Here is a 12,470-nt window from a genome sequence, read left to right as displayed (position 1 = left end):
CGAAGAGGGGGAAGTTAGTGCGGCATGCTCTATGAGCTCGTCAATTTCAGCGACCAGATCAGCGCGCTGAACGTCTTCCGCTACATCACCTTCCGGACGGGCGGCGCGATCTTCACCGCCCTTCTCTTCGTGTTGATGTTCGGCCCGGCCATCATCGACCTTCTGCGCGTGAAGCAGGGAAAGGGTCAGCCGATCCGCGAGGATGGCCCTGCGACCCACCTCTTAAAGCGTGGCACCCCGACAATGGGCGGCCTAATGATCCTCGCGGGCGTCACCGTTTCGACGCTGCTGTGGGCGCAACTCGACAACGGCTATATCTGGGTGGTGCTCGGCGTCGCGCTCGCCTACGGCGCCATCGGCTTCTATGACGACTTCCTGAAAGTCACGAAGCGTTCAACCGCGGGCTTTTCCGGGCGCATTCGTTTTTTGCTAGAGCTTCTGGTCGCGGCTCTCGCGGGCTTCGCACTGATGAAGTTGAGCCCGAAGGGTCTCGATACCGATCTGACATTTCCTTTCTTCAAGGATTTCGTCATCGATCTAGGACCGTTTTTCGTCCTGATGGCGGTTTTGGTGATCGCCGGGGCCGGCAATGCCGTCAACTTGACGGACGGCCTCGACGGCTTGGCGATTGTGCCGGTCATGATCGCAGCCGCAACCTTCGGCGTCATCGCCTACCTCTCCGGCAACGCCAAGTTCGCCGGCTACCTCCAGATCCACCATGTCCCAGGCACAGGCGAACTCTCGGTCATCTGCGGCGCTTTGATCGGGGCCGGATTGGGCTTCCTCTGGTTCAACGCCCCTCCGGCGATGATCTTCATGGGCGATACCGGCTCGCTAGCGCTCGGCGGCACGCTCGGCGCCATCGCCGTCGCGATCAAGCACGAGTTTGTCCTGGCGGTCGTGGGCGGCCTCTTCGTGCTCGAGACGCTCTCCGTGATCATTCAGGTTTTATCGTTCCGCTGGACGGGAAAGCGCGTGTTCAAAATGGCCCCGCTGCATCACCATTACGAGCAGAAGGGTTGGAAGGAATCGACGGTCGTCATCCGGTTCTGGATCATCTCGGTTATCCTGGCGCTGATTGGTCTTTCGACCCTGAAACTGCGCTAGGACGCCAACGGACGCGAGTTGCTGTAAATTGACCTCAATGATTCGCGCGACGTCCTTCGAAGGCAAATCGGTAGCGGTTTTCGGGCTCGGTGCTTCCGGCATCGCTGCAGCGGAGTCGCTGCGCGAAGGCGGCGCCATCGTCTCTGCCTGGGACGACGGCGTGGCGGCCCGCGACGCCGCAATTGCCAAGGATATTCCTCTCGTTGACTTGAGCGTCGCCGACTGGTCTGGGTTCGCTGCCCTCGTTCTGGCGCCTGGCGTGCCGCTGACGCACCCCGAACCGCACTGGACGGTGAAGCGCGCCGAGGAAGCCGGCGTTGCGATCATTGGCGATATCGAGATCTTTGCGCGCGAGCGCGCGCGTCACGCGCCGGGATCGCCGTTCATCGCCATAACCGGCACCAACGGCAAGTCGACGACGACGGCGCTCATCTCTCACATTCTTCGCCACGCCGGCCAGGATGTGCAGATGGGCGGCAATATCGGCCGGCCCATTGTCACGCTTGAGCCGCCACAGCCCGGCCGTTTCCACGTGATCGAAATGTCGTCGTTCCAGATCGATCTGACGCCGACGCTCGGACCAACCGTCGGCGTCATGCTGAACGTCACGCCCGACCATCTCGATCGCCACGGCACGATCGAGCATTACGCTGAAATCAAGGAGCGCATCGTTTCTGGCGCCGATGTCGCTGCCGTCGGCATCGACGACGAGTTCGGCCTCGCCATGCTCAGGCGGCGCATCAACATCGGCCCGGTCGTGGCCTTCAGCGCGGAGAAATCGATCGCGCCCGGCTACAGCCTGCTCGATGACACCATCGTCTGCAGCAACCGCGAAGGCTTGGCAGTAAAGCTCGGCTCGTTGACGGGCATCCCGACGTTACGCGGCAAGCACAACGGCCAGAATGCGCTCGCGGCGGTGGCCGCCGTGCGCGAATGCCTCAATGCCTTGGGCCACTCTACCGACCTGGACTGGCAAGGCGCGTTGTCATCGTTTCCAGGCCTGCCCCATCGAATGGAAGAGATCGGGCGCATGGGAAAGGTTCTCTTCGTCAACGACAGCAAGGCGACAAACGCCGATTCGACGGAAAAGGCGCTGCTATCTTTCCCGCGCGACGTCTACTGGATCCTCGGTGGTAAATCGAAGGCTGGCGGCATCACCAGTTTGGAACGGTACTTCGGCGGTATTTCCAAAGCCTTTTTGATCGGCGCAGCGACCGACGAGTTTGCGGCGACGCTGGACGGCAAGGTGCCGTTCGAGCGCAGCGGCACGCTTGACGAAGCGGTCTGGGCAGCATCCGCGGCGGCGCAACAGAGTGATGGCTCCGAGCCGGTCGTGCTTTTGTCGCCCGCCTGCGCCAGCTACGACCAGTTTCGCAACTTCGAAGTGCGCGGCGAAAGCTTCCGTGGTCTTGTCGCGTCACTTCCAGGCATCGAGATGCGGACAGCGCCATGAAGCTTTCGCGCTCCGACCGAAGCCTTCTTGCCGAATGGGCCTTCACGATCGATCGCGGCCTTCTGGTCGCCCTTCTCTCGCTCATCGCCATCGGCGTCGTGCTGTCTGTCGCGGCGTCCCCGGCCGTGGCTCTGAAGAAGGGCCTCCCGACGTACTACTTCGTCGAGCGTCACGTTTTCTTCGCGGCTCTCGGCACCATCTTGATGATCGTCATATCGTTCTTCTCGCCGATGGGCGTTCGCCGCCTGGCCGCGGTGTTGTTTCTCGTGTCGGTCGCGGGCATGATCGTAGTCATATTTTCCGGCACCTCGATCAACGGCGCTCAGCGATGGCTGATGCTCGGCAGCTATTCGATCCAGCCGTCCGAATTCGCCAAGCCCGCCTTCATAGTTATTGTCGCTTGGCTGTTCGGCGAGGCTGCCTCACGCAGCGATATGCCGGCGCTGCCATTCGCGCTCACCGTATGGGCGCTCTTCGCCGCCATTCTCGTGATGCAGCCCGACGTCGGCCAGACGGTCCTGATCAGCACGACCGCCGGCCTCATTTATCTTCTCGCCGGCATGCCAGTTATCGGCGCCGCGATCCTGATGGCGCTCGGCAGCGGCGGCATGTGGCTCGCTTACATGTACTTTCCGCACGTGCAATCGCGGTTCGACAAATACTTCGGCTCCGCGCCGCTCGAAAGCTCGCAGGCGGGACGCGCGATCCAATCCTTTACCGAAGGTGGCCTGTTCGGACGCGGGCCGGGCGAAGGCGTCATCAAATCCGTGCTGCCCGACGCGCATACCGACTACATCTTCGCCGTCATTGGTGAGGAGTACGGAGCCGTCGCCTGTATCGCCTTGCTCGGCGTGTTCGCCTTCGTCGTCGCCCGCGCGCTACGCCGTGCCGCGGCCGAACCCAATGCCTCCGATCGGCTCGCAATCCAGGGACTGGCCCTTGTCTTCGGCCTGCAGTCCCTGATCAACATGGGCGTCAATATCGGCTTGCTGCCGCCTAAGGGTATGACATTGCCCTTCATATCCGCTGGTGGCTCGTCGATGCTCGCGCTGTCGATAACCGCCGGAATGCTGCTCGCGTTGACGCGCTGGCGCCCTGATCCACAGCGCCTCAAAAAGCCGCGATGGATTCCCGCCATCGACGAAGTACAACTGGGCGGGCAAACTCCATCAACATGAGCACCAACTAATGGCGGTCGCGCAATCGATCATGCTTGCGGCAGGCGGAACAGGGGGGCATCTCTTTCCAGCGTTCGCTCTCGCCGAAGAACTGAAGCGCCGCGGCGTCACCGTCGATCTGATGACCGACATGCGCGGGGATCGCTACGGCAGCGGTTTTCCCGCCCGCACGATCTATCAAGTACCCTCCGCCACGCTTGCGTCGCGTTCGCCTGCCGACGTTGTTAGAACGACGATGATGCTGGCCCGCGGCACGCGCGCCGCTTTTTCAATCCTCGGCCGCGTCAAACCTTCCGCTGTCATCGGCTTTGGCGGCTATCCGACCTATCCACCGCTGGTGGCCGCCCGGCTTCGCGGGATCCCGACTGCAATTCACGAGCAGAACGCGGTCCTCGGCCGCGCCAACAAGCTCTTGGCGAAACGCGTGACCGCCATCGCGACCTCCTTCGACCGAACGAAATTTCTCGAAGGCAAACTCGCCGAAAAGGCTGTGCTGACGGGAAACCCCGTACGCCAAGCGGTCGTCGACGCCGCCGCCCGTCCGTACGAAGCGCCAAGCGCCGAGGGCGTGATCCGGCTCTTGATTTTCGGCGGCAGTCAGGGCGCCCGCTTCTTTTCCGACACTGTGCCGCTCGCGCTATTCGCACTTCCCGACGCCATCCGTAAGCGCCTTCGTGTCGTTCAGCAGGCCCGCGAAGAAGACCTCGAACGTGTCCAGGAAGCCTATTCCGAAGCCAACATCAGCGCCGAGATCGCCCCGTTTTTCACTGATCTTCCAACGCGAATGGCTGCCGCTCACCTTGTCGTCGGTCGCGCCGGCGCCTCGACGGTCGCGGAACTGACGGTGATGGGCCGGCCCTCGATTCTGGTGCCTTTGCCCCATGCGCTCGACAACGATCAGCTCAACAACGCGCGCCGGCTGGCGGAATCAGGCGGTGCCTGGTGCATCGAGCAGAAAAATCTGTCGCCGGAACGCCTCGCGGACGAACTGGAAAAGCTTCTTATCGCGCCCGATGGCCTTGCGGCAGCGGCTAAGGCCGCTAAAACCGCGGGACGGCCGGACGCCGTCCGGAATTTGGCCGATTTTGCGCTGGCTTTAGCGGAAGGGCGTAAAACCGGTATGGGGCGTGAGAGTTGAGGGACCTGCATTTCGACGAACCGCGCGAGATAGAGACAGCGAGGAAGCTTCCATCCATGCAAATGCCGCGCGACCTTGGACCATTCCACATCATCGGTATCGGCGGCATCGGTATGAGCGCCATCGCCGAAATCCTCGTCGCCAAAGGCTATACGGTTCAAGGTTCCGATCAGAAGGAGAGCGCCAACGTCAAGCGCCTGCGCTCCAAAGGCATCCGCGTTTTCGTCGGCCATGATCCGGTGAACCTGATCGGCGCCCGCTACGTCGTGATCTCGACCGCGGTGAAGGCCTTGAACCCAGAACTTGTCGCCGCACGTCAGAAGGGCCTGACGGTCATTCGTCGCGCGGAGATCCTTGCGGAACTCATGCGGCTCTACTCCACGATTTCAGTGACGGGCACGCACGGCAAGACAACGACGACATCTCTTCTATCTCACATTTTCACGGAAGCCGGTGAAGAGCCGACCGTCATCACTGGCGGCATCATCAACGCGTGGGGTTCGAACGCGCGGCTGGGCCACGGCAAATGGATGATCGTCGAGGCCGACGAAAGCGATGGCACCTTCACGCGGCTGCCGACGGAGATCGGCATCGTCACCAACATCGATCCCGAGCATCTCGATTACTTCGGCTCGGTCGAGGCGATGCATCGCGAATACGAAGCTTTCCTCCGCAACATCCCATTCTTCGGACTAGCGGTTGCCTGCATCGATCATCCGGTGGTGCGCGAGATGATCCAGCGTCTCAATCTGCGCGCCGATGGTCGCCGCCTGCTGACCTACGGCGAGAGCAGCGACGCAGATCTCCGCCTGACATCAGTTCGCATCATCGGCAATACCACGCACTTCGATGCAAGCCTTGCCCCCCATGTGAAGGGTGGTGCACGCACGCTCGACAACTGGTCCGTTCCCGTACCCGGAGCCCACAATGCGCTCAACGCTCTCGCTGCGATTGCGGTCGCGACGCACGCGGGCCTTGCGGACGCCAAGATCAAGGCGGCGATGGCTGGCTTCTCCGGTGTGAAGCGCCGCTTCCAGTTCACCGGCGAATGGAACGGCGTTACCATCTACGACGACTACGGCCACCACCCTGCTGAGATCGCCGCCGTGCTCGCGGCCGCACGCGGCGGTACGAAAGGGCGCGTTATCGCCGTCGTTGAGCCGCATCGCTTCACTCGCGTGCGCGACCTCCTTGATGAGTTTGCGCGCTGCTTCAAGGATGCCGACAGCGTTGTCGTCGCGCCGCTCTACACGGCGGGCGAAAGCCCGATCGCCGGGATCGACAGCCGCGCGCTCGCCGAACGCATCCGATCGGCGGGCGGCCGTCCTGCCGAAGCGGTCGAGGATCCAAACTTAATTGCGCCTGCCATTAAGCGCCTGACACGACCGGGCGATCTCGTCATTTTCCTCGGCGCCGGCAATTCGACCGAATGGGCCAACGCGATGCCGGCCTGGCTTGCGGAAGAACCCAAGCGGACCGGGAGCGCGGGCTGATGTTTGCCGACATCACCGCCGAGCTCAAGACCGCAATGCCGGAACTGCGCGGAAAGCTCAGCGCCAATGCTTCGCTGGCCGACGTGACGTGGTTTCGCGTCGGCGGCCCGGCGCAGGCGCTCTTCATGCCCGCCGATGAAGCCGATCTTGCCTACTTCCTGCAGCGCCTTGCGCCCGATACGCCCGTGCAGGTGATCGGCCTCGGATCGAACCTTCTTGTTCGCGATGGCGGCGTGCCGGGCGTCGTCATTCGCCTCGGTCGCGGCTTCTCCGAAATCAAGGCCGAGGAAGACCATCGTTTGCGCGTCGGCACGGCAGTTCCCGACGTGAAAGTGGCGCGCGCGGCTGCTGACGCTGGAATAACGGGCCTCGCCTTCTATCGCGGCATTCCGGGCGCCATCGGCGGCGCGTTACGCATGAATGCCGGCGCGCATGGTCGAGAAACGAAGGATTGCTTGTTGGGTGCGCGCGCCGTCGATCGCAGCGGCGCAATTCACGTTCTTTCGCTGGCCGATATGGGTTTCACCTATCGCCACTGCGGCATTCCCAAGGATTGGATTTTCACCGAGGCGACGTTCGCGGGCGAGCCCGGCGATCCGGCGGAGATCCTGAAAGAGATGGATGCGGTCGCCGAGTACCGCGAAAAAAATCAGCCGATCAAGGAACGTACAGGCGGCTCGACCTTCAAGAACCCGCCTGGGCACAGTGCGTGGAAACTCGTCGATCAGGCCGGCTGCCGGGGCTTCCGCGTCGGTGGCGCGAAGGTCTCCGAGATGCATTGCAATTTCCTGATCAATGACCGGCAGGCGAGCGGCGAGGATGTCGAAACGCTGGGCGAGACTGTGCGCGCCCGCGTGCGCGAAACGTCAGGCGTCACGCTCGACTGGGAGATTATCCGTCTCGGCCTGCCCAAGCCCGGCCGTCCCATCGGCGAGGCGCTAGCGGCCGAGCGCGCCGACCAGAACTGAAACCAGATCCAAATGCGAAATCAGCTGCAAGCGAGCCAGCCATGAACACACTCGGCCCGGTCCCAAAGCGCACGCGCAATCACGTCGCTGTTTTGAAGGGCGGGCTCTCCGCCGAACGCGAGGTCAGCCTTAACTCGGGCGCGGCCTGCGCCGAGGCTCTCCTCAAAGAAGGCTACACCGTCACCGAGATCGACGTTGATCGCGATCTCGCGACCGGGCTGCAGGAACTGCAGCCCGAGGTCTGTTTCAACGCATTGCATGGCAAGTTCGGTGAGGACGGCTGCGTGCAAGGCGTGCTGGAGCTGCTTGGGATTCCTTATACCCACTCGGGCGTCTTGGCCTCCGCTCTCGCCATGCATAAGGAACGGGCGAAAGACATCATGAAGCTTGCTGGCGTTCCGGTCGCCGAAGCCAAGCTCGTCACCCGCGCCGAAGCGCAGGCATCCCACGTCCTGCCGCCGCCTTATGTCGTGAAGCCCGTCACCGAAGGATCGAGCGTCGGCGTCGTCATCGTCTCGCCCGACGCCGAGCGGCCGCCGAATTCGATCGCCGCCGGAGGGCCGGAGGATCAGATCGTCATGGTTGAGCGCTATGTCGCCGGACGCGAGCTGACCTGCGCCGTTCTTGGCAACTTTGTGACCGATGTTATTGAGATCGTGCCGCTTCGCGGGCTCGAGTTCTACGATTATGAGGCCAAATACGCACCCGGCGGCTCCAAGCACGACCTTCCCGCACAAATTTTACCAGATGTTTACCAGTCAGTCCGTTCCTTAACGTTAAGGGCGCATCAGGCTTTGGGCTGTCGAGGCGTGTCGCGGGCTGACTTCCGCTACGACGATACGGCCGGCGGGACTGGCGAACTGATCTGCCTCGAAGTCAACACTCAGCCGGGCATGACGGGAACATCCCTCGTGCCTGAGCTGGCGGGGTATGCCGGCTGGTCGTTCGGTGACCTCGTCCGATGGATGGTCGAGGACGCGAGTTGCAACAGGTAACGGGCAAGCAAAGGTTCTGGTGGCGGGCAGCACACGATGCGCCAACGCCGGAGCCCGATGCTGCTCAGTCGACGACGTCGGGCCGCGCGGCTGCAACGCGCGGACGGACGGCCTCCACGGCAAGCCCCACCAAGCGCGCCTCCATGGCGCTCCGGATCCCACGCGGCGAGCGCCGGTTCCGCCGCCAGAAGCGCTCCCACCGTTGGGTGTTTCCATCGCTCGCAATCGCCGCGCTCACTGCCGTCCTAGGGCTCGCGGCGTACGCGTTGCCCATCGCCAAGCTCAAAGCCATCGATATTGCCGCCAACCGCGATGCGTTGGTCGCCGCGGCCGGGTTTGGCATCGATCAGGTTAACGTTACAGGTCAGCGCTACACGTCGGATTCCGACATCTTCGACGCGCTCGATCTGCCCAACGTCAAGACGTTTGCGGCATTTGACTCCGATGCGGCGTTGAAGCGAATTCAGCGCATCTCATGGGTCGATACCGTGCAGCTTACGCGTGTCTATCCCGGCACGCTCGACATTGTCATTCACGAGCGCGCCCCGGCGTTCATCTGGACGCGCGGTGAGACGAGCTATCTCGTCGATGCCACGGGCCGGACCCTTGGCCCCATGGCCGCCGCAAGCAACTGGAACCTGCCGCGTGTCGTGGGAGAGGGGGCAGATACCGAAGCCGTTTTGATGCTCTCGGCTTTGCGCCAATATCCGCGTATCGAGCGCCAGTACGCCTTCGCCGAGCGCATCGGCGAGCGCCGCTGGCGCATTGTCCTGAAGAACGGCACGGCACTTGAGCTCGCGGCCGATCGCGAAATCGAAGGTTTCGACGAAATCGCCAGGACGCGCGCGATTCAGGCGGCGCTGACGGGTAAGCCGATGATCGTCGATGTTCGCACGCCAGGCCGTATCGCGATGCGGCCGGTAGGCCCGGGGTCTGTTCGCACCTCCTCGCTGCAAGGGGCGACATCGCTCGCCTCGGCGGAACGGTAAGGGGGAAGAGATGGCGGATCGTCGTACCTACAGGACCATCGGGCTCCTTGATATCGGCACCAGTAAAACCGTAGCGGCGGTGATCGTCGCCGAGCACGTCGCCGGCGTTCCGCGCCCGCTGCTGCGTCTCGCCGGGCTTGGCATGCAGCGGTCGAAAGGCGTGAAGGCCGGCGTTCTGACCGACCTCGACGAGGCCGAGACGGTCGTTCGTGGCGTCATCGCCAACGCCGAAAAAGCAGCCGGCATATCGGTCGGCGGCTTTACGCTTTCCGTGTCCGCAGGGCGCATCTCATCCGTTCATTGCACGGCCCGGGCCGACATCGAATCCGGAAGCGTCACCCAGGACGATCTCGATCGGCTGATGTCGGCTGGCGAAAGCTATGCGGAACGCAACGGCCGGACGCTGCTACATCTCAATCATCTGGGCTATGAGCTGGACGGCGCAACGGGCGTTCGCGACCCGCTCGGCCTTTCGGCCCGCCGCATGTCGGCAGGTCTCCACGCGGTGACGGCCGACGAGGCGCCGCTCCGTAACCTCTTGGTCCTGGTCGACAGATGCTATGCAAGCTGTGAGGGCCTCGTCGCCGCGCCCTACGCCAGCGCACTCGCCGCCACCACGCCGGAAGAGCGCCAGTTCGGTGTTACATGCATCGATTTCGGCGCCGGCACGACGTCGATCGCGCTGTTCGCTGATGGCCGCTTCACCGGAACCGAAGTCATTCCGGTCGGCAGCCAACATATCACCTACGACATCGCCAAAGCATTGCAGACACCACTTGCAGAAGCCGAGCGAATCAAAACGCTTTATGGCACACTCTTCAACGCCCAGTCCGACGAGCACGAGTCGTTCTCCTATCCGATCGCCGGAGAAGAGGATGATGGCGGCTACGAAACGAGCAAGGCGCGTCTGACGGAGATCATCCGTCCGCGTGTCCATCAGATCCTGGGGCTCGTGCGGGAGCGTTTGGCGCTCAACGCCGCGAGTCGCTACGTGGGAGAGAAGATCGTTCTGACGGGCGGAGCCAGCCAGCTCATTGGATTGCCGGAATTCGTCGCGAACGAGTTCGGCCGTTCCGTGCGCATCGGGCGTCCGTCGGATCTGCCGGGCCTCAATGCCAGCTTGTCCGGGCCGCAGCTCGCGACCCTTTCCGGATTGGCGATCGTGGCGGCCCGCGGAGACGGCGAACTCAGCATGGCGCGCGGTCGCAAGACCGTGACGCAAGGATATCTCGGTCGTGTGGGGACGTGGCTAAAGCGCGGGTTTTAAACGTGTCGCAGACGGAAACGAGATCGTCGAAACAACTGGCGTGCGGGGCCAAGCCTGTCGTGCCCTACGCCCAATACGCAGAGTCGGGGACGCCATGAGCATCAAGCTGCAACTGCCGAAACTGGTCGACGCCAAGCCTCGGATCACTGTGATCGGCGTCGGCGGCGCGGGCTGCAACGCCGTCAACAACATGATCGCTGCCGGGCTTCAGGGCGTGCAGTTCGTGGTCGCGAACACGGATGCGCAGTCGCTCGATGCGTCCAGCGCCGAGCATCGCATCCAGCTTGGGGTCAATCTCACCGAGGGGCTCGGCGCCGGCGCAAGGCCTGAGATTGGCGAAGCCGCAGCGGAAGAGGCGCTCGATGAGCTGCGCACGCACATCGCTGGCGCGCATATGGTCTTCATCGCAGCCGGCATGGGTGGCGGCACGGGAACGGGCGCGGCGGCCGTGATCGCGCGTATCGCGCGCGAACTGGGAGCGCTGACCGTTGGCGTCGTTTGCAAACCCTTCCAGTTCGAAGGCGCGCGCCGCATGCGCGTCGCCGAAGCCGGCGTCGAGAATCTTCGCCATCTCGTCGACACGCTTATCGTCATTCCGAACCAGAACCTTTTCCGCATCGCCAACGAGCGCACGACCTTCGCCGAAGCCTTCGTGCTCGCCGACCAGGTGCTGTATTCGGGCGTCGCTTGCATCGTCGAACTGGTACTGAAGGAAGGCTTGATAAATCTCGACTTCGCCGATGTCCGCACGATCATGAGCGGAATGGGTACGGCGATGATGGGCACGGGCGAGGCGACTGGCGAGCAGCGCGCAGTCCTTGCCGCCGAGGAGGCGATTGCCAATCCGCTTCTCGACGACGTGACCTTGAAGGGAGCAAAAGGTCTGCTCCTTTCGATTTCCGGCGGTCGCGACATGACGCTCTACGAGGTCGACGAAGCCGCAAGCCGCATTCGCCAGGAAGTCGATCCCGATGCGAATATCATCGTTGGCGCGACGTTCGACGAGCAACTCGGAGACCGTCTGCGGGTGTCGATTGTCGCCTCGGGCATGAACACGCGCGTGGCCGAGCAACGACCGACCCAATCGATGGCCGCAGCCGCCGCTCCGGCGCACATGTCCTACGCTCCTCATGCCGGCCCTGTCATGCAGACGTCACATCTGCAGCCGACCGCGCCTCAGCAGCACGCTGCGAGCCATCAGACGCATGTCCCGGGACCTCCCGGAGACCTTCAGCGGCGGCTGGCGGAGGCCCTGCAGGGCCAGCCACATCAGAATTTTTCCCAGCCTGTCCACAATGAACAGCCTCGCGGCGGCCGCGACAGCTGGGTAGCCCCGGGAAATGTGATGATCGAGGATGGGCTCGAAAATTTCCCGCCCCTCACGGGAAGCGCTTTGTTACGTACGCCGCCGCTTCCGAACGAGCCGCAGGCCCCGTTTCACGACCATCGATTCGAGCCGCAGGCCCCCGCTGAAATCCAGCGCGCCTCACGCCGCGTGCCCGGCATAGAAGAGTTTCCTCCGCAGGCGCAGAAAGAGTGGAATGCGCGGCAGAATCCAAATGCTCGGGTAAGCTCGAGAGATGCAGAAGAGCAAAGAAAACCGGGCATTTTGGGACGTTTTGCAAATCTCGGACGCAGATAATTTTCGCTTACCGATTCGCTCTGATCGAGCACCTGGATCAGCGATTTTGATCGTGATGAAAGGGTGGCGAGAGCGGGCAAATTTATTGGCGGGAACGGGTGTGAAAATGCGGCTGCATCAAGACCCGCGAAACGTCAAGAATGGTTGCCAAACCGTAACACAGTGTAAGAAAGCGTGATTTGTCGGTGTTTGGCGAAGCAGTTAGCTTTTGTGCATCGACCACTTGTGATGATCCTTTGA

General features: G+C 62.8%; 10 protein-coding genes. All 10 read left to right on the top strand.

The window, feature by feature from the left end:
* Nucleotides 1–24: 24 nt before the first annotated feature.
* Nucleotides 25–1,107 (top strand): phospho-N-acetylmuramoyl-pentapeptide-transferase, encoded by a 1,083-nt coding sequence (gene mraY, locus EKK30_RS12850; RefSeq protein WP_290985696.1) that lies wholly within the window; start codon nucleotides 25–27, stop codon nucleotides 1,105–1,107.
* Nucleotides 1,108–1,144: 37 nt separating this feature from the next.
* Complete coding sequence (gene murD / locus EKK30_RS12845; RefSeq protein WP_290985751.1) at nucleotides 1,145–2,560, top strand: UDP-N-acetylmuramoyl-L-alanine--D-glutamate ligase; 1,416 nt, start codon at nucleotides 1,145–1,147, stop codon at nucleotides 2,558–2,560.
* The gene (locus tag EKK30_RS12840; RefSeq protein ID WP_290985693.1) at nucleotides 2,557–3,738 is read left to right on the top strand and encodes a putative peptidoglycan glycosyltransferase FtsW; all 1,182 of its coding nucleotides are present in this window, start codon (nucleotides 2,557–2,559) and stop codon (nucleotides 3,736–3,738) included. The genes murD and EKK30_RS12840 overlap by 4 nt, the downstream gene beginning before the upstream one ends.
* A 10-nt stretch (nucleotides 3,739–3,748) precedes the next feature.
* The gene (gene murG, locus EKK30_RS12835; protein ID WP_290985690.1) at nucleotides 3,749–4,876 is read left to right on the top strand and encodes an undecaprenyldiphospho-muramoylpentapeptide beta-N-acetylglucosaminyltransferase; all 1,128 of its coding nucleotides are present in this window, start codon (nucleotides 3,749–3,751) and stop codon (nucleotides 4,874–4,876) included.
* A 56-nt stretch (nucleotides 4,877–4,932) separates the two neighbouring features.
* Nucleotides 4,933–6,369, top strand: a complete 1,437-nt coding sequence (gene murC, locus EKK30_RS12830; protein ID WP_290985687.1) for a UDP-N-acetylmuramate--L-alanine ligase — start codon at nucleotides 4,933–4,935, stop codon at nucleotides 6,367–6,369.
* On the top strand, nucleotides 6,369–7,337 hold the full coding sequence (murB, locus tag EKK30_RS12825) for a UDP-N-acetylmuramate dehydrogenase (protein ID WP_290985684.1): 969 nt from the start codon (nucleotides 6,369–6,371) through the stop codon (nucleotides 7,335–7,337). The genes murC and murB overlap by 1 nt, the downstream gene beginning before the upstream one ends.
* Before the next feature lie 41 nt (nucleotides 7,338–7,378).
* Nucleotides 7,379–8,332, top strand: coding sequence for a D-alanine--D-alanine ligase (locus EKK30_RS12820; protein WP_290985682.1), 954 nt, complete (start codon nucleotides 7,379–7,381; stop codon nucleotides 8,330–8,332).
* Complete coding sequence (locus EKK30_RS12815) at nucleotides 8,320–9,321, top strand: FtsQ-type POTRA domain-containing protein (protein ID WP_290985680.1); 1,002 nt, start codon at nucleotides 8,320–8,322, stop codon at nucleotides 9,319–9,321. Before EKK30_RS12820 ends, EKK30_RS12815 begins: the two co-directional genes overlap by 13 nt.
* Nucleotides 9,322–9,331: 10 nt before the next feature.
* Nucleotides 9,332–10,588: a cell division protein FtsA gene (ftsA, locus tag EKK30_RS12810; protein WP_290985677.1), complete on the top strand. Its 1,257-nt coding sequence runs from the start codon at nucleotides 9,332–9,334 to the stop codon at nucleotides 10,586–10,588.
* Nucleotides 10,589–10,682: 94 nt separating this feature from the next.
* The gene (gene ftsZ, locus EKK30_RS12805) at nucleotides 10,683–12,230 is read left to right on the top strand and encodes a cell division protein FtsZ (RefSeq protein ID WP_290985674.1); all 1,548 of its coding nucleotides are present in this window, start codon (nucleotides 10,683–10,685) and stop codon (nucleotides 12,228–12,230) included.
* Nucleotides 12,231–12,470 lie beyond the last annotated feature (240 nt).

This window comes from Hyphomicrobium sp., from assembly GCF_003987855.1.
Lineage (GTDB): Bacteria > Pseudomonadota > Alphaproteobacteria > Rhizobiales > Hyphomicrobiaceae > Hyphomicrobium_B.
The sequence above is the reverse complement of the archived record's forward strand: the minus strand, read 5'-3'. Positions and strand labels throughout refer to the sequence as shown.

What these genes read in the sequence shown, in the direction of transcription:
- ftsA (WP_290985677.1), top strand. Translation starts at nt 9,332, where the DNA reads ATGGCGGATCGTCGTACCTACAGGACCATCGGGCTCCTTGATATCGGC.
- ftsZ (WP_290985674.1), top strand. Translation starts at nt 10,683, where the DNA reads ATGAGCATCAAGCTGCAACTGCCGAAACTGGTCGACGCCAAGCCTCGG.
- murB (WP_290985684.1), top strand. Translation starts at nt 6,369, where the DNA reads ATGTTTGCCGACATCACCGCCGAGCTCAAGACCGCAATGCCGGAACTG.
- EKK30_RS12820 (WP_290985682.1), top strand. Translation starts at nt 7,379, where the DNA reads ATGAACACACTCGGCCCGGTCCCAAAGCGCACGCGCAATCACGTCGCT.
- murD (WP_290985751.1), top strand. Translation starts at nt 1,145, where the DNA reads ATGATTCGCGCGACGTCCTTCGAAGGCAAATCGGTAGCGGTTTTCGGG.
- murG (WP_290985690.1), top strand. Translation starts at nt 3,749, where the DNA reads ATGGCGGTCGCGCAATCGATCATGCTTGCGGCAGGCGGAACAGGGGGG.
- mraY (WP_290985696.1), top strand. Translation starts at nt 25, where the DNA reads ATGCTCTATGAGCTCGTCAATTTCAGCGACCAGATCAGCGCGCTGAAC.
- EKK30_RS12840 (WP_290985693.1), top strand. Translation starts at nt 2,557, where the DNA reads ATGAAGCTTTCGCGCTCCGACCGAAGCCTTCTTGCCGAATGGGCCTTC.
- murC (WP_290985687.1), top strand. Translation starts at nt 4,933, where the DNA reads ATGCAAATGCCGCGCGACCTTGGACCATTCCACATCATCGGTATCGGC.